The organism is Acidiferrobacter sp. (assembly GCF_054609335.1).
This window is the reverse complement of record NZ_JBTRWP010000051.1, coordinates 1-18,661: the sequence shown is the minus strand read 5'-3', so window position 1 is coordinate 18,661 and position 18,661 is coordinate 1. Positions and strand designations below refer to the sequence as shown.

Sequence of the window (18,661 nt, the reverse complement as noted above, 5' to 3'; positions counted from 1 at the left end):
CCGGCCATCGCCGAGGTGCTTGCGGCGGGCGCCTGGACGCCCATCGAGTATTTCTCGAGATCCGACGGGTGGGAGGCGGAGTTGTTGGCGCCCGATGGTAGTGCCTTCCGGGTGCGCTTGCGTGGCGTCGAGCTCGGCACCGTGCGCTGGGGACTCGCCGGCCGCCACAATGTGGCCAATGCGCTCGCGGCCTTGAGCGCGGCGCGTTTCGCCGGGGTCGCCCCCGAGACGGCCTTGCGCGCGCTTGCGACCTTCCGTGGCGTGAAAAGACGGCTCGAAGTCTTCGGGAGCGCGCGCGGTGTCACGGTGTATGACGATTTCGCGCACCACCCGACCGCTATAAGGGCCACGATCGAGGCCCTGAAGGCGCGGGTGGCGCCGGCGCGGGTCCTGGCCGTCCTGGAGCCGCGCTCCAATACCATGCGTCAGGGCGTGCACCGCGAGACCCTTGGTCCCTCGCTTGCCGCGGCCGATGCGATCTACATCTATGCCCCGCCGGACATCGGTTGGGATGTCGAGGCGGCGGTCACGGGGGGGCCGGATTGCCGCGCCCACGTCTCTTCTACGCACGAGGATCTGATCGCGAGTCTGGTGGCCGATGCCCACGCTGGCGACCATGTGCTCATCATGAGCAACGGCGGCTTCGCGGGCCTGCACGGCCGCCTGCTTACTGCCCTGGGGACTACCTCTTGACGCCGCCCCCATGGATGTACTGGGAAAAGAGCGCCACATCGTTGCTCACGCGCCGGAACAGATGGTCGAGGCTGATCACCGCATGTTCCAGGAGATTCACCGCGATATAAGGGTGTTCCACGCGGATACGCTTATATTTGGCGCGCGACAGTAAGAGTACGCGTGTGTCGTCGGACTTGGCGCGCATGCGCGCCGAGCGCGGCTTGCGGTCGAAAAACGACATTTCGCCCATGAGCTCTCCTTCGGTCATGCGTCCGACCTCGCTCTCCTGGCCGCCATCGTCGTAATAGAGCGCCACCTCGCCCTTCACTACGAAGTAGAGGGCCTCGCCGACCTCGCCTATGTCGGCAATCGTATCGTTCTTGCGAAACTGCACGAGCTCCGTGTAGTCGAGCAGCGTCTCGACCTCCTTGATCGTGAGCGACTCGCACAGGTATTGGTGGGTCAGGAACTCTGCCAGTTCGACCTTGGATTTGCTCGTCATTTCCCTAATCTCCGAACGCTCGGCTTTTTATATAGGATAGCCGACATCCTCTGCCGCCACACAGATCGCTCAGGCGCGCGGCGCATCATGCGGGCCATGGCATCACCCGCCCAAAACAGGAGTGCCGTGCCTCACCCTCGGCGCGGCTTGCCTGCAAGCCGCTTCGGTAGACCCCTGTTTCAGGGGGGTCGGCCGCGCTACAGTGCTCACGAACGTTCCCGAGGCCGCGCCTCCCGCCTGCCCGGCGGTCGGTTTCGTGACCCAGACAGTATAAGAGGCTTCCGGTATCCGTACTATCCTGAAAGGCGGGTTTCAGGCCGCGCGGCGCATCAATTGGCAAGAGAAAAGCGGCTACAATGGGGACAGTACCATCCCATATGTTCTAAAGGAGACAGCGTGATGAGGAGACAGTTGGCCCTGGTCGTGGGTCTGGTCCTGCCATTAGTGATGACGGCAGCGCAGGCCGGCGTGGTCGAGAGCATGGAATATGTTCGGGTAAGTCCCACGCAACCCGTGCCCCCAGGACCCAAGATCCTCGTGCAGGAGGTGTTCTGGTACGGCTGTCCGCATTGCTTTCATCTGGAACCGCTTCTGAACAAGTGGCTTGCGCATAAGCCCGCGGATGTCACGTTCGAGCGGCAGGCGGCGGCGATCAGCCCCTATTGGCTCCCGCAGGCGCGGGCCTTCTTCGCCTTCAAGGACCTAGGCCTCCTGAAGGCCCTGCATGACAAATTCTTTAATGCCATCCATGTGCATCATGAGGTGCTCGACAACGCCGCGACCATATCGGCCTGGGTCGCGCACCATAGCCATGTGAGCGCCACGCGCTTTACGAGCGTCTATCGTTCCTTTGCCGTGGGTCTTGCGGTGCGCAAGGCCCGTCAACAGCAGAACGAGGAGGGCATACATTCCGTGCCGACCTTCATAGTGGACGGGCGTTATCGCACGAACCCAAGCCTCGCCGGTGGGCGGCGCCAGCTGTTGCGCGAGGTCGACTACCTCGTGCATAAGGCGCAGCACGCGGAGACCCATTAACGGTGAATGCGGCGCAGCTCTTTGTCCGCTGCCTGGAAAACGAAGGGGTCGAGTACATCTTCGGCATACCGGGTGAGGAGAACCTCGCCCTCATGGACGCCCTGCTGGAGTCGCGCATCCGGTTCGTGACCACACGTCACGAGCAGGGCGCCGCGTTCATGGCGGACGTCTACGGTCGGCTCACCCATCGCGCCGGCGTGTGTCTGGCGACGCTCGGTCCCGGGGCCACTAATCTCGTCACGGGGGTTGCGGACGCCAATATGGATCGTGCGCCGCTTGTCGCCATCGCCGGACAGGCCTCGACCTTGCGTCTCCATAAGGAGTCCCATCAGGTCTTGAACCTCGTGAATCTCTTTGCGCCGATTACGAAGTATGCAGTCCAGGTGCTGGAGCCGGAGACTGTGACCGAAGTGGTGCGCAAGGCCTTCAAGATCGCGCAGATCGAGAAGCCCGGCGCCTGCTTCATCGACTTCCCCGAAAACATCGCCGGTCGTCCGGCCGTGGGCACGCCGCTCAAGGTGCAGGCGGCCCCGGCCCCGTATCCGGCGGCCTCGCAGGTCGCGGAGGCCGCGAGTGTGATCGCAGCCGCGAACTTCCCCATCATCATGGCCGGCAACGGGGTCGTGCGCGGGCGCGGCTGCGATGCGCTCGCGCGTTTCGCCGAGAAGCTCAACATTCCCGTCGCCACCACCTTCATGGCCAAGGGTGCGATACCGGCGTCTCATCCCCTATGCCTGGGGACGGTGGGCCTGCAGGCCCACGACTATATCTCGTGCGGATTTGATCGCGCCGACGTCATCATCTGCATAGGTTACGATCTTGTCGAATACCCACCTGTGCTCTGGCACAAGACGGCGGATCGCCAAATCGTGCATATCGATTTGCGCGCCGCCGAGGTCGACGCCCATTACATCGTCACATCCGGAGTCATAGGGGATTACGCCGTCACCCTGCCGGCCATTGCCGAACGCGTGGCGAGCCGCCCGCCCGAGCGCTTCGCGAATTTACGCGAGCTCATCCGTCGCGAATTGAACGGTGGGCGGCGCGATAACGCCTTTCCGCTTAAGCCTCAGCGCGCGGTCGGCGATCTGCGCGAGGCCTTAGGGCCCGAGGATATCGTCGTCTGCGACGTAGGAGCCCACAAGCTTTGGATGGCGCGCCTCTACGACGCCGAGCGCCCCAATACCTGCATCATCTCGAATGGTTTTGCGAGCATGGGCATCGCCGTGCCCGGGGCGCTGGCTGCGGCACTTGCCGCACCCGGGAAGCGCATCGTGGCTGTGACCGGCGATGCGGGTTTTCTTATGAACTCGCAGGAGATCGAGACGGCCATGCGTCTTGGGGTCGCGTTCGTGGTGCTCATATGGAACGATGGCGGTTACGGCCTTATCGAATGGAAGCAGCAGCTGCATTATCAGCGAACGGGGAACGTGCGCTTCACGAACCCCGACTTCGTACAATACGCGCACGCCTTTGGGGCCGAGGGTCATCGCATCGAGCGCGCCGAGGATCTGCTGCCGACACTGCGCCGGGCGCTCGAGGCGCCGACCGTGACGCTCATCGATTGCCCGATCGATTACACCGAGAACATCCGGCTCACCGATGAACTGGGCCAGATGATCTGTCCGACCTGACCTTCGCTAACCTTGTCCGCGGCCTGTTTGATTGGGACCGCTTGTCACGAGCAAGAGCACGCCCCCCACGACCACCGCCCCAGCCCCGGCCCAGAGGGGGATGTCGACATGGTGTCTTTGCTTCACCGACAGCGATAGGGGCCCAAGCTGCGCCTCCTTGGTCTTGTGCGTGTAACTGAAGCCGCCGTAGGCCGCTCCGAGGATCCCCAGGACAACGAGGGCGATCGCAAACATTCTCACGGGGTTCATGGTGCCTCTCCATTCACGGTTGAGTCACGCCAAGCTACCACAGCCGTCGCGTGGTGCGCGCCGTCCGAACGTCCGAGACATACCGCCCCTCTCGCTGGCGCCCCCCGCCCTTGTCTGCGATATTCAAGGGCGGGTATTTCCGGCACACAGACGTAGTCGCGGCCCTGCCGTCGGATGGGAATTGAGGTTTCCGCGTCGGCGATCGCGCTTTGTAGCGCTCAGCGGCCACGGTTCGGCGGCTCTCGTGGCACCGGCGCGCGGTCCTTGCGTCGCCATCGTATCCTGAGCCAGGGTGGTCGAAGGCTCCGGAAGGGGTGACCGGCCAACGCCCGTAGCGCGAGCTGCCGTTGCGAAAGGCGGGTCACGACGCCGCGTCTCCCGAGCGCCCAGGCTGCGGCCGGTCGTGCCCCGCTGTTATCCTGCGGGATGACGCCGTCCCCCAGGCCTTGCCGCGTGCAGTGCCGCTGCCAGAGCGCCCGCAGCGCCGTAGGCGACATCCTTTGGGGCGCTCCCTCCTCCAGCCCGCGCGCCCCCCCATCGCCCACCCACGGCGGACTGATCAGGGCGTGGGCATGAAGATTCCATTCCCGATCGTAATGGATGGACCAGTCGACGGCGCACCCTCGCGCCACGAACGCTTCCTCGAGAAAGTCTCCGATGAAGAGCGCATGCGCGACCAAAGTCCGGCCGCGCGGGAGCCCCATGATGATCTCGCGGGCGAGGCCAGGCCGCCCCCATGGTTCACTGTTGCCCATCGCGTTCCATAATCTTTCCGGATCGATCCAATCCCCGGGGACGCCCGCGGGGAGGGTGAGCTCTGACCAGACGAGCCCGGGGCGCCTGGAAAAATCATAGCTCCGGGCGCGAGCACGATCATAAAGCCGTCGTCGCCCGTCATAGGCGGCGCGGGCCACCAGGCCCGGTTCTCGGTCCGCCCGCAGGCTTCGGAGAGAAAGGACAGGCATCGCGTGGCCCCGGCATATCCAGGATGGGCAGGCCATGGTACTCGCTGCTAGGCTCGGTTTTTATCAGGAGATTCCCGGATGTCCGCTGACTTTCGCGCCTGGGCCCGCGCTCTACGCGCCCGCGCGGACAAAAGACGCCTGCGGGCTTTGCTCGATTTGGGGGAGGAGCTTGAGGCGCGTGGCCTGCTGGATGAGGCGACCCGCCTAGCGGCGGGGCAGGGGAGGTCCTTGTCGCCCGCCGCGCGTCCCGATGCGGCCCTGCCCGCGCCCTGGAACGCGGAGGTGGCGACGATCCTCGGAAGGCCTGTCGCAAACCGCGCCCCGCGCGAGCGCCTAGGGGCCGCCCTTCTGGCCTTGTGTGCGCCGCTTGTGACCGTATGGCGTCTCTTGTTGCCCAAAGGCCCTCTGCCGTCTGGCCCTTCCGCCGGGGTCCGGCTGTGGCTGGGCGCCACCGAAGGCCTGCTGCATCGCCGTGGTCTGTGGCGCGATCCTAGGCGTCGCGCGCTCGTGTTCGATGCCGCCGACCTCGGCCAGAATCTCCTCGTCCTAGGTGGCATAGGCTCGGGCAAGACGACCTCGGTCATCCAGCCGGCCCTGCTCCAGTGTCTTGCCCAAGGCATGGGCGGGCTCTTGTTCGACATCAAGGGCGACTTCGGGGTCGCCGCCGCGGGCCTTGCGAACAGAACCGGTCGCGAGCTCATAGTCGTGGGCCCGGGACGGCGTGCCTTCAATCTCTTGCGCGGACTCACACCGGAGGCCGCTGCGGGCTTTCTCAAGTCGGCCTTGTTGCTCAACGGTGCGCCCGGCGACCCGTTCTGGACCGAGACTGCGGTGGAGCTTTGTCGCAACGCGCTGGGTGTGCTTTCCTTCCTGCCCGACCGCTATAGCCTGGCCGGACTCTACGACTATCTTTTTCGGGATGAGGTGCGCGCCGAGTGCGACCAGAGACTGCGTGACGAGGCCACGGGTCTCGCGCCTGCGGCCCTGCGACTCCTGCGTGGCTACCAGTCCTATCACGAGGGTGTGTTTACGCGCTTCGACGCCAAGGTGGTGGCAGGCGTCCTTGCGAGCGCCGCCCAGGTCCTCACCCCGTTCACTCATCCCGACCTCGTCGACGCCTTCTGTCCGCCCACGGACGCCGTGGCGATCGAGACTTTGGGTGCAGGCGCGGTTTTTCTTGTCGATCTGCCGCTTGCCGTTTGGGGCATAGGCGCCAAGGTCATATATACCTTCATAAAGCTACGATTCTTCCAGTACATGCAAAGACGCCCGGCTACCGAACGTTCGCGCCTCGTCTTATTCTTGTGCGACGAGTACCAGGAGGTCGTGAGCGCCAACAAGGACGGCCTCTCCGACCTCAACTTCTGGGACAAGGGTCGCGCCTTTGGCACCGTGGGCATCATCTCCGCGCAGTCTATCGCAAGTTTCTACGCGGCCTTGGGCGACCGCGATCTGGCCGACACCCTGCTGCAGAATTTTCGTCAGAAGCTCTGCTTGCGCACGGAGGACTGGCATACGGTGCACTTCTTCGAGCGCCTTCTTGGGCACCCCGCCGATCGGAGGCGGTACCCGCGCCCGCTCGTGCCGGCCGCCCTCATGCGGCGGCTTTACAGGCGCCAGGCCTTGGCCGTCGTCTCGGTGGCGGGCGAGGCCGTCGAAGAGATCGTCGATCTCCCGGCCGTGTTCGTCGATTAGGTCGAAGAGGGGATACCGGGCGCAGGCACGCGCCATTACGATCCTACGAGGAGGACGTTATGGCCGTGCGGCGCTTACCATTATGGGCCAAGATCGTGACCGCTGTGGTCTTACCACTTGTGGTCGTCATAGGGCTTGCGATCGCCTTGGCGCCGCGCATCGTGAAGCGTGTGATCGAGCGCGAGGGGAGCGCCAAGCTCCACCGTCGTGTCACCATCCATGGATCCGTTTTTATCGATTGGTCGCTCACTCCTCGCATCACCCTAAATCGCCTCACCGTGGCGAACCCACCTTGGGCCCACGGCCCCATGGTCACCGTGCGGCAGCTGCGCGTACGCTTAGCCTTGCTGCCCCTGCTCCATGGGCATGTGCTCTTGCCATCGCTTGTCCTGCGCCGCCCCATGATCCATTTGGACAAGCCCGCCCCTGCGCGCGCCAATTGGGTATTCGCGAAGCCCCCATCCTCGACCCACAAGTCCTACGCCACGCCGCGCATAGGCCGGCTTGTCATCACGCACGGACATATCACCGTGCGCGACGTCCCGGCCTCCACGGACCTCGCTTTGAATATCCGCAGCGCGCAGCCGCCCACCCTCCTGCTCTTGTCGGGACGCGGGCGCTACAAGGGCTCGCCCTTCACCTTGGCCGGCGCGCTCGGCTCGCCTACCCAGGTCGAAAACGACCGTAGTCCCTACCCGGTACGAGTCACGGTCCATATCGGCCACTTTCTCGCGCGCCTAGAAGGCACCTTGATCGCCCCCATGGCGTTAAAGAACGTTCATCTCCACGTTTTGCTCGAGGGCTCGGGGCTCGGCCGCGTGAACAAGGCGATCGACCTCCCGTTGCCCCAGACCGGTCCCTTCAAGATCTCGGGCACGCTCACGCGTCCTGGCAAGGCCTGGATGCTCACGCATTTCCACGGCCAAATTGGTAAGAGCGATCTCGAGGGCACGATCAGCGTCAAACTGGGCCGCCCGACCGTCATGCGCGCGCATCTCATCTCTCATCAGTTGAACTTCAAGGATCTGGCCGGTTTCGTGCAGGCCAAGCCGAAGACGGTCAATGGCCACGTCACGGTCACGGCCCATGCCCAGGACGCGAAGAAGGCCTTGCCGGCTAAACCTTATAAGCGCAGCCCCCTCATGAACTTGGACGCCGACGTCGTTTTGCGGGGCGAGCATGTTTATGCCTCCCACATGCGCATCCAGGACCTCTACGCCCATCTTGTCATTCGGCACGGCATAGTCCACCTGGCCCCGCTGAACTTTGGAGTGGCCGACGGCCTGGTGGCGGCGAATACCACGATGAACGTGTCGCGCCCCGTTTACCGCACGGACCTAAAGGCCGTCGCCCGCGGGCTTCGTCTACGCCTCTTGTTCCCGAAGATCGGGTTCAAGGCCGCCGGCACCGGCCGGATCGGTGGCCGTTTGCACCTCTCGGGCCGCGGGAACTCCATCGCGGCCATGTCCGCTGATGCCACGGGGCACGTGGGGCTTGCGCTCGCGAACGGCTCGGTGAATAACCTTTATGTCGCGCTCGCCCAGCTGCATGTGGGCAATGCGGCCCTGGACTGGTTCTCGGGGATGAAGCAAGAGCGCATTCCCTGCGCCGTGATACGTCTCGGCGCCCACCATGGCTTGGTGACGATGCGCACCTTTCTGATCGACACGCCCTCGGCCAACATTCTCGGTCGTGGCACGGTCGATATGAAAAATCAGGTGCTGCATCTCACCGTGTACACGAAACCCAAGCACATCACCATAGTGAGCGCGCGCGGCCCCCTGCACGTCGGCGGCACCTTCAAAAACCCCACCTTCAGCGTGTCGCGCACAGCCCTCATAGAGCGAGTTGGCGCCGCGGTGGCCTTGGGCGCCTTGCTTACGCCCGCCGCCGCGCTCCTGCCTTTGATCGATACGGCGCCCGGACACAAGGTCGATTGCCCAGCGCTTTTGCGTAAGGCAGGTCCCAAGGCGCGCGCGGAGGCTCTGAGGAGAATCACGAAACGTGCTAAGAGAAGCTGAATCGTCGACACAAAGATAGGAGCTTATGCGCCATTGACACGGCGCCACCGTCCTTCGCGAAAGTCCGCGGACGCCCTTGGCCTGGTCTCCCTTTCAGGGCCCCTTGCCCGCGAGGTCTTGGAGCTCGCGCGTGGCCTTGTTCCACCGCTACCCCCAAAAGCGGTTGACAGCTGCGCGCATATCGCTTAAAAACATACCATATTCGCATGGCGATGGAGTTCGCCACGAACCGCCGGCCGCCGGCTGATGACTCCTACGGGTTCCGCTTGCGAGCGGAGTATGTGTTACGTGTGAGGTCATGAGGGGCTGGCGCGTATGACGACCCTGGCATCGCCTGTGCTGCAAGTCGGTCAGGTCTTGGCTATCCTGCTGTTTTCCCCATTGCTCCACGGCTTCCTGCTTACCGCCGAAGAGCGCGTCCAGCGCGGAACCGGGCCATCCATCCTCCAGCCTTATCGCGACTTGTGGAAATGGTTCCATAAGGAATCGGTCATACCGGAGACCGCCACCTGGCTGTTCTGGACCGCGCCTTTCGTCGCGTTCACGGCCATGTTGATCGTCCCGATGTTGATCCCCGTGCTCACCAACTATCCGCTGCCTTTGTCCGATATGGGCGACATCCTGGGCGGGGGCTTGGTCCTCACCTTGGCAGGGTTCTGGATACTGCTCGCCGGTCTCGATACCGGACACCCCTATGGCGGCCTGGGCTCGAGCCGCGAGACCATGCTCACCATCCTCGCCGAGCCGACGTTGATCCTCGTGTTTGTCGGCATCACCCTGCTTGCCCGGGCGATGCTGCCGTTCGTGGTCAACCATCTCCTGGTCGCGCAGCCCGCCGTCTATTGGTCGCCGGCCCACCTGTTTCTGGTAGCCGCCTTTTTCATCCTGTTGACCGTCGAGACCGAGCGCCTCCCGATTCACTCCAGCATCTCCTGGGAGGTCTACATGATCGGCGAGGCCCGCATTCTCGAATATTCGGGCCCGCTTCTTGCGCTGCTCCGCTGGGCCTCGTGGATGAAGCAGGCCATTCTCTACACCATATTTCTTAACGTTCTGACCATACCGTGGGGCCTGTCGGCGCAAGGCACGCCGCTTGGTGTTGCGGCGAGCACAGTGGCGCTCCTCGGTAAATGGATGCTGGTGGCGCTCCTCATGGTCGGCGTCGATACGGCGCAATCGCGGTTGCGCTTCTACCGCTACCAGGAGCCCTTGGCGCTGTCCTTTCTGCTCTCGCTGCTCGCCATCGTCGCGTACCAACTATGAGGACGCCGCCGTTATTGATCTTTCACCTGGACCCCCTCGTCGCCTCGTGGTTCAGCCTGCTCGTGATCGTCGCGTTGACGCTGTCTTTCGTGATGTTAGGCTCGCACTGGCTGAAGAACCACATCTGGGCCTTCGCCGCTGAGTCCTGGGTCATCGCGGCCTTGTCGATAACCGTCGGCGCCTATGGCCATTATCCCCAGCTCTACGCCATCGCCGCACTCACCATCGTGGTGCGAGGGTTGCTGCTCCCCCGTATGTTGCTGCGCATCGTCGGGGGTTTGAGCGTGGAGCGTGAGATCCACTCCCGCTTGAGTGCGGCGCGAAGCTTGGTGTTGGGTGTCGCCCTGGTTTTGTTTTCCTATGAGGTTGCAGCCCATCTCGGGCGGCGCCTGGACCTTGTCGACAACATTGCCGTCATGGCCTTGATGGCCATGTTCGGGCTCAAGCTGATCGGCTTTTTAATGATGATGCTGCGCACGGAGGCGGTGAGCCACATCCTGGGCCTATTGCTCATAGAGAACGGGATCTTCCTGGGCTCGCAGATCCTCGTTCCAGGCATGCCCTTGCTTCTTGAGCTCGTCATCCTGTTCGATCTGCTCCTGATCGTGAGCACCTTCGGTCTGCTCACGCGCTACCTGAAGACGCATGTCGGTAGCACGAGTTCGCGTGATCTGCAGCGGCTTGTGGGGTGAGCGGCATGCCATCGCCCATAGCCTCTATCACCCTGATCCTTGCGGCTCCTGCAGCGGTCATCCCGCTTTCCCTGGCGATCGGGCGACCGCGGTGGGCCGAGTATCTCAACCTGGCCGCCGCGCTGCTCGTGTTTGTCCTCGGGGCGCCGTTGCCGTGGCGCGTCCACGGGAGGGTCGTATGGGGACACGGCTATCTCATGATCGACCCCTTCGGGGCTTGGGTCACTCTCTGCACGGCCGCGGTCTACCTGCTCGCCTCGCTGTATTCGATCGGCTATCTGCGGGGCATGACCGATGTGCGCGACACCTTGCATCGCTACTACGCCTTATTCGCTGCCTTCGGTCTCACCATGCTGCTTACGCCGCTCCAGAACAATCCGGGGCTCTATTGGATATGTGTCGACCTCACGACCATCGTCAGCGCCTTTCTCGTGGGATTTCAACGCCAACCCGAAAGCATAGAGGCGGCATGGAAATACATCGTACTGGTCTCGGCGGGCCTGTCTTTGGCCCTGCTCGGCACCGTGTTGTTCTACTGGGGCGGGACCTTTACGCTCGGCCCGACCTATGCCATGACCTGGCAATCGCTGCGGGCGGTTGCGCCGCATGTTCCACCGCCTCTGCTGATGCTCTCGTTCCTTCTGGTGCTGATAGGCTTTGGCACCAAGGTCGGGTTGGCGCCCATGCACACCTGGCTTCCGGACGCGCATAGCGAAGGTCCCGCGCCGATCTCAGCCATGCTCTCCGGGGCCCTGCTCAACTGCGCCATGCTCGGTCTGGTCCGTTATCTTGGCGTGCTCGAGCACGCGGGCCTCGGCGCCCTTCCGCACATGCTGCTGATCGTCTTCGGTCTCTTTTCCTTGCTGGTCGCGGCGCTGTTCATCACCCGCCAGACCGGGGCCAAGCGCCTCATGGCCTACTCGAGCGTCGAGCACATGGGCGTGGTGGCACTTGGCTTTGGGTTTGGCGGACCGCTTGGGGTCGCCGGCGCGCTCTTCCATATGCTGAACCACAGCCTCAACAAATGCCTGATGTTCTTCGGTGCCGGCAACATGATGCACGCGTATGGCAGCAAGGACATGCGTGCCATGCGTCGCGTGGGAGACTATTTTCCGGTCACCGGAACCCTCTGGTTGGCGGGTGCCGTGGCGATTACCGGAACCCCGCCTTTTGCCTTGTTCCTGAGCGAGTTCACTATCCTGCGCGCGGGCTTCTCCACTTCGCAGTGGTGGGCTGCGCTCGGGTTGGGGGCGCTGCTCATCGTTATTTTCATAGGCTTCCTCGCCCATTTCCGACGCATGTTTTACGGTGCGGCCCCAGATCATCCGCCCCACCGCACAGTGAGCCTCTGGCAGACCACGCCCATGTGGTTGAGTCTCCTGCCTTTGCTCGTGCTCGGCCTGTGGCTACCGCACGGCCTCTGGGCGCTGTTTCGGCACATCGCAGCCGGCCTGCGCGTGGGGGCTGCGCCGTGAACGCGCGCGAGGTCGTCCATGTCGAAGCCGGCGCCTTGCCCCGACTCGCGCAAACGGTGTTCAGTGATGGCCGTTCCCGTACACCCGGCCCGCGCATGCAGATGGCCTACGCGGTTCAGAATGGAAGCGCGCGCGAGGCCCGCTACCTGCTCTCTCTGGGCACCGGAAGGCCGTTTACGGAGTGGCGCGTTCCCGCTGAGGGGCCGCTGCCCTCGCTTGCGCACCAGCTACCCATGCTGTCCTGGTACGAGCGCGAGATGGCCGACCTGTTTGGCATGACCTTCGAGCAGCATCCCCATCCGCAGCCTTTGGTGCTGCACGAGGGCGTCCAATGCCTCGCGCCGCCCATGCTGGCCGCGGCAGGCGGCGCGCCACTCAATTACGCCCCGGCCGCGGCTTGGACGCCGATGTTGGACAATCCGGCCATCCAGCATCTCCCGTTTGGGCCGATACGTGCCGACGTGGTCGAATCCGCCGAGTTCCAGTTCCTCTACATCGGCGAAAGCATCCTGCACTATCACCCGCGCCTGTTCTGGAAGCATCGCGGCATGGAGAAACGCTTCGAGGGTTGCGCGTGCGTACCGGCCGTGGTCCTCGCCGAGCGGGTTTCCGGGGTGGGCAGCGTGGCGCACGCTTTGGCCTACTGCCAGGCGGTGGAAGACGCGCTCGTAGTCGAGGTTCCGGAGCGGGCGAGCTACCTGCGCCTGATCCTGGCCGAGCTGGAGCGCCTCTATAACCATCTGCACTATTTCGGCCACCTCTGCCAGACGACGACGCTCAAGGTGGGCGAGGCGCAAGGTCTGTTGCTCGAGGAGCAGGTCAAGCAGATCATCGGTCGTCATACCGGAAGCCGGCTGCCGCGCAACCTACTCGTGCCCGGTGGCCTGCGTCGCGACCTCGACCTGGCCGGTCTCGATAGCGCGTTGCGCGCGCTGACGCTCCCCATAGACTCCTATCTGCGCCATATGGACAACACGCGTAGCCATCTCGATCGGCTGATTACCACAGGCCCCCTGACGCGCGAGCTTGCCTATGATCAGGGCGCCACGGGCCCCATCGAGCGCGCCTCAGGCATCGATCGCGACGCCCGTCGCGACCACCCTTACGCCGCTTATGGTGCGCTCCATCTCGAGGTGCCGGTCGAGGAGGGCGGTGACGCCTACGCCCGTGCGCGTGTCCGCGCGCGCGAGCTGAAAGAGTCCCTCGGCCTGATCCATCAGGCATTGATGCGCCTGAAGCCCGGCGCCATCCGCGCGCCCCTGCCCCCGGTGACGGCCGACGCCGAAGGCCTCGGTTGGGCGGAGTCCCCTCGGGGAACGCTCCTCTACGCCGTATCGTTCCGGGTCGACGGCAGGCTTGCGCGGGTCAAGATCAAGTCGCCGTCTTTTTCCAATTGGCGCGTTTTCCCCTACACGGTCCATGACAGCAATATGATGGATTACGCCATCAACGAAGCGAGCTTTGGCCTCACCGTGGCTGGGTGCGATCGATGAATGTCGCGCCTCTGCCATTCGCCGCAGTGCGCCGGCACGGGACGCCGGGACGCTGCCGTCTCCTCGGTGGGTGGCAGGTCGGAGCCCTGCGCCGATGCGACGCGAGCCTAGGCACTGGAGGAGCACCATGCCTTTCTGGACCCTGATCGGCCTGCGCGCCGGACGCGCCACCACCCGCTGGCCCCTGGGAGCAGGCCCGGACGGGCAGGACGGTGTGCTGGGCATGCCGCGACTGCACAAGGAGAGGTGCGTCCCCCATTGCGCCGAGTGCGCAGACATCTGCCCGAGCGGCGCCCTCGGCCTCGGGGACCACCACGACCTCACCCTTGACTACGCTCGCTGCATCGCCTGCCAGCTGTGTGTCGAGGCTTGCCCGCACGGGGTCCTTGAGACCACGCGGGATTGGGCCCTCGGTACGCGCGACCGGGCGGCGTTGCGCAGCGACGCCGGGCCCCGTGAGGAGCGTGCGCGGACGGCCATCGAACGCGTCTTCGGTCGGAGCCTGCATGTGCGCCATGTCGACGCCGGCTCATGTAACGGCTGCGAGTCCGAGATCCAGGCCCTGAACAACCCTTTCTACAATTTGCACCGCCTGGGCGTCTTTTTCACCCCCTCGCCGCGTTTTGCCGACCTGCTTTTGGTGACGGGCCCGGTCACGCGCGCCATGCGCGCGCCACTCGAGGCCACCTACGCTGCGCTGCCTGAGCCGCGCTGGGTGATGGCCGCCGGCACGTGCGCCACGGGCGGCTACAACGGGGGCGGCTACGCTTGCCATAACGGTCTTGAGGAGATCCTGCCCGTCGATCTCTGGCTGCCGGGCTGTCCGCCCAACCCGGCGGCCTTTCTCGATGCCCTGCTCGTGTTGCTCGATCGCCGGCCGCCACGGACGGCCACGGAAGGAAATCGCCATGCGGACGATTGACGCGACCTTGTTCTGGTTTGCGCTGGCCGCGGGCCTGTGGGCCGCCGCCGCCGCGTTTTCTCTGCTCGGTCTGGGCCCGCGCCAGGGCCGCACCCTTCTGGCCTGTGGCGCCGCCGCGAGCGCCACAGGCGCTGTGCTCGGGCTTATCCACGGGGGGAGCGCCACCGCGACGCTCGCATCGCTGGGCGGCTTCCGGCTTCGTTTCCGTCTGGATGTGGCGGCGCTGTGGTTGATCGGCTGGTCCATGCTCCCTACGGGCTGCGCCGTCCTCTTAGGCGGCGTCCGCGCGCGCTTCCCTCGCGCAGACGCACCCAGCGGGCCCCACCCGGGGCGCTGGGTGTTTGGCGCCGCCTTGGGCCTGCTTGGGGCCTTGGGTGTCTTTGGCCTGCATAACGGCGCCGGTCTTTTTATCGCCTGGGAGGCTATGACGCTGGGCGGGGTCTTGATCCTGCTCGCGGACCGCAGTGACGATGCAGGCGGGCGGGCGGGATTTTTCATGCTCACCCTGCTCGAAATCGGCGCCGGGGCGTTGCTTCTCGCGCTCGCTGCGCTCAGCGTGTCGGGCCTGAGTTTTGCTGCCATCGCAGCCCGCCTGCATACCCTGGGTTTCTGGCCGGTCCTCATGTTTGACCTGCTCATCGCAGCCGGCGCCGGCGCCAAGCTTGGTCTGCTGCCTTTCTACGAGTGGTTCCCCGAAGCCTACGGGCAGGCCCGCGGCAGCAGCGGGGCGCTGTTTTCCGGTCTGTTCCTCAACGCCGCCTGGTTCGTGCTCGCCCGTGCGCTGCTGGACTGGACGCCGTCTGGCACGGTGTCGATGACCCTCGGCGTGATCCTCCTGGTGCTAGGCACGATCTCGGCCATCCTTTCCATTCTCTTCGCTCTCCAGGAAGACGACTGGCGCAGGCTGCTCGGTTATTCCACGGCGGAGAATGCGGGGCTTGCGGTCGTGGCCTTGGGCGCGGCTTTGATGTTTAGGGCCCAGGGCTTACCCGAGCTCTCCGCGCTCGCGTTTCTGGTGGGGCTCATGCATCTGGCCGGACATACGCTCGCCAAGGGCGCGTTGCTCTTCGCCGCCGACGGCGTGCACGACTGCACCGGCAGCTTTGCCATCGCGCCGCGCGGTCTGCTCCGCTGCGCGCCCGGGACCTTGGGTCTGGGGGCAATCCTCGGCGGCATGAGTCTCGCTGCCATGCCGCCGACTATAGGTTTCGTGAGCGAGTGGTACCTCTTTCAGACGATCTTTCACGACTTCGCCCTGCACACTCAGGGCGCGCGGATCGCCTTGGCCCTGGCCGGCGCCGGGGTAGCGCTCACGGCGGCGCTGGCCTTGGCCACCTTTGTCAAGCTTCTGGGGGTGGGCCTGTTGGGTCCGCGCAGCCCGGGCACCGTGACGCCATCGCGCCGTTACCGCTTCGCGACGCTCGTCAACGGACTTGCCGTCCCAGCGCTTGCGCTCGCGCTGCTCTGGCTTCTGCCGTGGCTCGCAGCCAATCCCTGGCCTCGCTTGCTAGACCGCGTGGCACCCGCCCTGGTGCACGGCGCGCTGCTGGTCCCGCTCAGCGCTGGCTTCGCGTTCATTTCCCCCGTCATGTTAGTGGTCGTGGGCCCGCTCCTCGCGCTGCCAGTCGTAGGTGTCGTTTGGTTTGCCATAGGCCGGCGCGGGATCCGGCGTGTCCCGCTCTGGAGCGGCGGTCTGCCCGTGGCGGCGCGCAACGCCACTACGGCGCTTGCCTTCTCCAACGCCATGCGTGTGTTCTACGGTTTCATCTATCGCCCCCGCACTACGACCCGGAGAGACTACGGCAGCCGCCGCTACTTCATTCAGGCCTTGCGCTTCGACTATGCCCAGTCTGCGATCTTCACGCCGCTGCTCTTTCGCCCGGCCTTGACGCTCATAGCCCGCCTCGCACGCGCCTTTCGTCGTCTCCAATCCGGCTTCCTGAACGACTATCTCACCGTGCTGGGGCTCCTGCTCATCGCCGTCTTCGCCGTCGTGTTTTTTTACTGAGGTCCCGCGAAGACCCGGTAGGATTCGGGACCCACGCCTCGCCCTGTTTTGCGCAAGCAGCTCGGTGTACCCTAGCCTTCTGTCGCCACGGTCGGCGCCTTTAACCGGAGGGCGGGAACCATGTCCACCGTCAAACTGGTCCGCATTTATTTCAAGGAAGGCGAGCAAACAAAGGACCACCACAACCTGATGAAGGAGCTGCTTCATTTCTTGCACGACGAGCATAAGGTGCGTGGCGCGAGTCTGTTCCGCGCGGTCGCGGGTTTTGGTGCCCACGGCGTCGCGCACGCCGACGACCTCCTGCGCCTGAACGTCCATCTCCCCTTGATCCTCGAGGTCTTCGACGACCCCGACGTCATCGACCGCGTTATGCCGCGTCTGCGCGAGCTCGTTCCGGCCAAGCACATCATTTGTTGGAAGGCGGAGATCGCCGACGACTAGGCCTTGCGCGTGCCTACGCCTTGTGGGGCCGGCGCGACACCCCGATCCGCGTCGGGACGCGGCCCTATCGGACGGGTCGGGCGCGTGGGTTTCGGGGCGCCTCCCCAAACCCCGAGGACTGCGCGGCTTCGCGAGACCGATCGCGCACCGTGCCGCGCGGCGGCTTAGGCCGCGGCGTTACGGTCATCACGGCAATGGAGGGCATAGACCTCGGCGCGTCGGTCAGCGCGTCAAGGCTTTACGCCCTCCACGATCAAGAAGTTCGAGCGTTCCAATGCCCCTATGTCGGGTATGCGGCTTACGCCGAAGGGCTTGCGTGTGACGCCCTGGAAGCCGCAGCGCTCGAAAAGGTCCACGAGCTGGATTTCGTCGTACTGCCACTTATGGAAGTGGCCGAAGGACTTGAGGCCGGCCGGCCGTGTGCAGATATCGTCGAAGTACATCTGGACGTGTCGGCGCAGCCGCGAGACGTCGCGCGTGCCCGGCTCGCGGGCGTGCTCCTCGAAGAAGATGCTGAGGTACTTTTCCCAGAATTCCACGCCATCTGGGACGCAGAGTCGCAGAACGCCACCTTTTTTCAGGACCCGGCGACACTCCTGCGTGAGGCGCAGCGCGTCTTCGTACTCGAAATGTTCCCACACCTCGCCCGCATAGATGGCTGCGATCGATTCATCGCCCCAGGGGAGGCGCTTGCGCAAGTCGTGGTGGATTATGCCGGGTTGGAACGCGCTGGCCCGCAGGAGGCCCAGGCGCACAAGGAGGCGGTCGAGGCGGGCGGCATGCGCGACGAGCCAGGATCTGCGGCTTCCATCGACGTTGACCCAGCCTTTGGGCATGACCGGCCCACAGCCGAGGTTGACGCGTGGTCCGGAGGACAAGGCAGGCACGGCCAGATCCGCCCGAGCGCCTAATTCTTCGGCTATTGTCGACATAGTACCCCCTGTCGAACGGGGCGCACCCCGTCTCGGTTGCTCGGTCGACTATCGCTGAAACAGGCGGACGCGTCCATGAGACCTTAGGAGGAGGGCGTCCCGTCGCGAAAGGGTGTGACCTCGGGGTGGGGCAAGGATGCGCAGGCCCGGATGGCCGACGCGACCGCACCCTCGTAAGCGGGGCTTGAGGGGCGCCCCTGCGCGTGCCGAAACGCCGTTCAGGACCGGGCGCCGTTGCGCCCCTGCCCATGAACGCCCGCGGCCTGCGCCTTCATATCGGGCGGTGTGCTCTTTAAAGAATGGCGCGGGAATTCCCATCCCCTTTAGGGGATTGGGATGAGAGTGCCTATTGGCCCTGACACTCCTGAATGTATCGACGAACAACCTCAGCGGATACGCTCCCCGCTGTGCCTACATAATAGGCTTGCGTCCATAGCTGATCCTTCCCGCATTGTCGCTTGAGCTTGGGAAACTGTTCGCGTAGCTTGCGAGAAGTATACCCCTTGAGCAATCCAACAATAACTGCTGGAGACCATCTCGGCTTCGCGGAAACGAAACAATGCACATGATCAACGTCTGTTTCCAGAGCTAGCAAGGTGAATCCATGCTGGATGCAACATTCCTCAATGAGCGCCTTACAGGCAACTTCCACTTCGCCC

The 18,661-nt window shown here is 64.5% G+C and carries 17 protein-coding genes and 1 riboswitch; of the genes, 12 read left to right on the top strand and 5 right to left on the bottom strand.

The window, feature by feature from the left end; all coding sequences use genetic code 11:
- Positions 1 to 693, top strand: a 693-nt coding sequence (locus ACYCTF_RS11875; RefSeq protein WP_461284937.1) for a glutamate ligase domain-containing protein, incomplete at its 5' end; no start/stop codon positions are given.
- Here ACYCTF_RS11875 and ACYCTF_RS11870 read toward each other — a convergent pair.
- Complete coding sequence (locus tag ACYCTF_RS11870; RefSeq protein ID WP_461284048.1) at positions 683 to 1,177, bottom strand: Crp/Fnr family transcriptional regulator; 495 nt, start codon at positions 1,175 to 1,177, stop codon at positions 683 to 685. The genes ACYCTF_RS11875 and ACYCTF_RS11870 overlap by 11 nt on opposite strands.
- 399 nt (positions 1,178 to 1,576) lie before the next feature.
- On the opposite strand from ACYCTF_RS11870, the gene ACYCTF_RS11865 reads away from it, so the two are divergent.
- Both ACYCTF_RS11865 and ACYCTF_RS11860 read left to right on the top strand, forming a co-directional pair.
- Positions 1,577 to 2,212 (top strand): thiol:disulfide interchange protein DsbA/DsbL, encoded by a 636-nt coding sequence (locus ACYCTF_RS11865; protein WP_461284049.1) that lies wholly within the window; start codon positions 1,577 to 1,579, stop codon positions 2,210 to 2,212.
- A gap of 2 nt (positions 2,213 to 2,214) precedes the next feature.
- A complete protein-coding gene (locus ACYCTF_RS11860; RefSeq protein WP_461284050.1) occupies positions 2,215 to 3,846 on the top strand; it encodes an acetolactate synthase large subunit in 1,632 nt (543 codons plus the stop codon).
- 6 nt (positions 3,847 to 3,852) lie between these two features.
- On the opposite strand, the gene ACYCTF_RS11855 is transcribed toward ACYCTF_RS11860, so the two are convergent.
- The gene (locus tag ACYCTF_RS11855; RefSeq protein WP_461284051.1) at positions 3,853 to 4,095 is read right to left on the bottom strand and encodes a hypothetical protein; all 243 of its coding nucleotides are present in this window, start codon (positions 4,093 to 4,095) and stop codon (positions 3,853 to 3,855) included.
- Positions 4,096 to 4,313: 218 nt separating this feature from the next.
- Positions 4,314 to 5,060 (bottom strand): MobA/MobL family protein, encoded by a 747-nt coding sequence (locus ACYCTF_RS11850; protein ID WP_461284936.1) that lies wholly within the window; start codon positions 5,058 to 5,060, stop codon positions 4,314 to 4,316.
- A gap of 78 nt (positions 5,061 to 5,138) precedes the next feature.
- Here ACYCTF_RS11850 and ACYCTF_RS11845 point away from each other — a divergent pair, with 78 nt between their 5' ends.
- The 9 genes from ACYCTF_RS11845 (at position 5,139) to ACYCTF_RS11805 (ending at position 17,070) form a co-directional block, all read left to right on the top strand.
- Entirely contained in the window at positions 5,139 to 6,755 is a 1,617-nt protein-coding gene (locus ACYCTF_RS11845; RefSeq protein ID WP_461284053.1) for a type IV secretory system conjugative DNA transfer family protein, read from the top strand.
- Between the two features lie 59 nt (positions 6,756 to 6,814).
- Positions 6,815 to 8,776: an AsmA family protein gene (locus ACYCTF_RS11840; protein ID WP_461284054.1), complete on the top strand. Its 1,962-nt coding sequence runs from the start codon at positions 6,815 to 6,817 to the stop codon at positions 8,774 to 8,776.
- 199 nt (positions 8,777 to 8,975) lie between these two features.
- Positions 8,976 to 9,039: riboswitch (Fluoride riboswitch) on the top strand.
- A 52-nt stretch (positions 9,040 to 9,091) separates the two neighbouring features.
- A complete protein-coding gene (locus tag ACYCTF_RS11835; protein WP_461284055.1) occupies positions 9,092 to 10,039 on the top strand; it encodes a respiratory chain complex I subunit 1 family protein in 948 nt (315 codons plus the stop codon).
- A 14-nt stretch (positions 10,040 to 10,053) separates the two neighbouring features.
- Positions 10,054 to 10,731, top strand: a complete 678-nt coding sequence (locus ACYCTF_RS11830) for a hydrogenase (RefSeq protein ID WP_461284056.1) — start codon at positions 10,054 to 10,056, stop codon at positions 10,729 to 10,731.
- A gap of 5 nt (positions 10,732 to 10,736) precedes the next feature.
- The gene (locus ACYCTF_RS11825; RefSeq protein ID WP_461284057.1) at positions 10,737 to 12,206 is read left to right on the top strand and encodes a proton-conducting transporter transmembrane domain-containing protein; all 1,470 of its coding nucleotides are present in this window, start codon (positions 10,737 to 10,739) and stop codon (positions 12,204 to 12,206) included.
- Positions 12,203 to 13,699, top strand: coding sequence for a hydrogenase large subunit (locus ACYCTF_RS11820; protein WP_461284058.1), 1,497 nt, complete (start codon positions 12,203 to 12,205; stop codon positions 13,697 to 13,699). The genes ACYCTF_RS11825 and ACYCTF_RS11820 overlap by 4 nt, the downstream gene beginning before the upstream one ends.
- 127 nt (positions 13,700 to 13,826) lie before the next feature.
- Positions 13,827 to 14,621, top strand: a complete 795-nt coding sequence (locus ACYCTF_RS11815; protein WP_461284059.1) for an NADH-quinone oxidoreductase subunit B family protein — start codon at positions 13,827 to 13,829, stop codon at positions 14,619 to 14,621.
- Entirely contained in the window at positions 14,608 to 16,629 is a 2,022-nt protein-coding gene (locus tag ACYCTF_RS11810; protein ID WP_461284060.1) for a proton-conducting transporter transmembrane domain-containing protein, read from the top strand. Before ACYCTF_RS11815 ends, ACYCTF_RS11810 begins: the two co-directional genes overlap by 14 nt.
- A 120-nt stretch (positions 16,630 to 16,749) precedes the next feature.
- Positions 16,750 to 17,070, top strand: coding sequence for a DUF190 domain-containing protein (locus tag ACYCTF_RS11805; protein ID WP_461284061.1), 321 nt, complete (start codon positions 16,750 to 16,752; stop codon positions 17,068 to 17,070).
- Positions 17,071 to 17,300: 230 nt separating this feature from the next.
- Here the strand turns inward: ACYCTF_RS11805 and ACYCTF_RS11800 are convergent, their stop codons facing one another.
- A complete protein-coding gene (locus tag ACYCTF_RS11800; protein WP_461284062.1) occupies positions 17,301 to 18,002 on the bottom strand; it encodes a class I SAM-dependent methyltransferase in 702 nt (233 codons plus the stop codon).
- A gap of 346 nt (positions 18,003 to 18,348) precedes the next feature.
- The coding region (gene tnpA / locus ACYCTF_RS11795) for an IS200/IS605 family transposase (RefSeq protein ID WP_461284935.1) at positions 18,349 to 18,661 on the bottom strand (313 nt) is incomplete at its 5' end.

Bases quoted from the DNA above. Each gene is read 5' to 3' on its own strand.
- ACYCTF_RS11870 (WP_461284048.1), bottom strand. From the start codon at position 1,177: ATGACGAGCAAATCCAAGGTCGAACTGGCAGAGTTCCTGACCCACCAA.
- ACYCTF_RS11865 (WP_461284049.1), top strand. From the start codon at position 1,577: ATGAGGAGACAGTTGGCCCTGGTCGTGGGTCTGGTCCTGCCATTAGTG.
- ACYCTF_RS11855 (WP_461284051.1), bottom strand. From the start codon at position 4,095: ATGAACCCCGTGAGAATGTTTGCGATCGCCCTCGTTGTCCTGGGGATC.
- ACYCTF_RS11850 (WP_461284936.1), bottom strand. From the start codon at position 5,060: ATGCCTGTCCTTTCTCTCCGAAGCCTGCGGGCGGACCGAGAACCGGGC.
- ACYCTF_RS11845 (WP_461284053.1), top strand. From the start codon at position 5,139: ATGTCCGCTGACTTTCGCGCCTGGGCCCGCGCTCTACGCGCCCGCGCG.
- ACYCTF_RS11840 (WP_461284054.1), top strand. From the start codon at position 6,815: ATGGCCGTGCGGCGCTTACCATTATGGGCCAAGATCGTGACCGCTGTG.
- ACYCTF_RS11835 (WP_461284055.1), top strand. From the start codon at position 9,092: ATGACGACCCTGGCATCGCCTGTGCTGCAAGTCGGTCAGGTCTTGGCT.
- ACYCTF_RS11825 (WP_461284057.1), top strand. From the start codon at position 10,737: ATGCCATCGCCCATAGCCTCTATCACCCTGATCCTTGCGGCTCCTGCA.
- ACYCTF_RS11815 (WP_461284059.1), top strand. From the start codon at position 13,827: ATGCCTTTCTGGACCCTGATCGGCCTGCGCGCCGGACGCGCCACCACC.
- ACYCTF_RS11810 (WP_461284060.1), top strand. From the start codon at position 14,608: ATGCGGACGATTGACGCGACCTTGTTCTGGTTTGCGCTGGCCGCGGGC.
- ACYCTF_RS11805 (WP_461284061.1), top strand. From the start codon at position 16,750: ATGTCCACCGTCAAACTGGTCCGCATTTATTTCAAGGAAGGCGAGCAA.
- ACYCTF_RS11800 (WP_461284062.1), bottom strand. From the start codon at position 18,002: ATGTCGACAATAGCCGAAGAATTAGGCGCTCGGGCGGATCTGGCCGTG.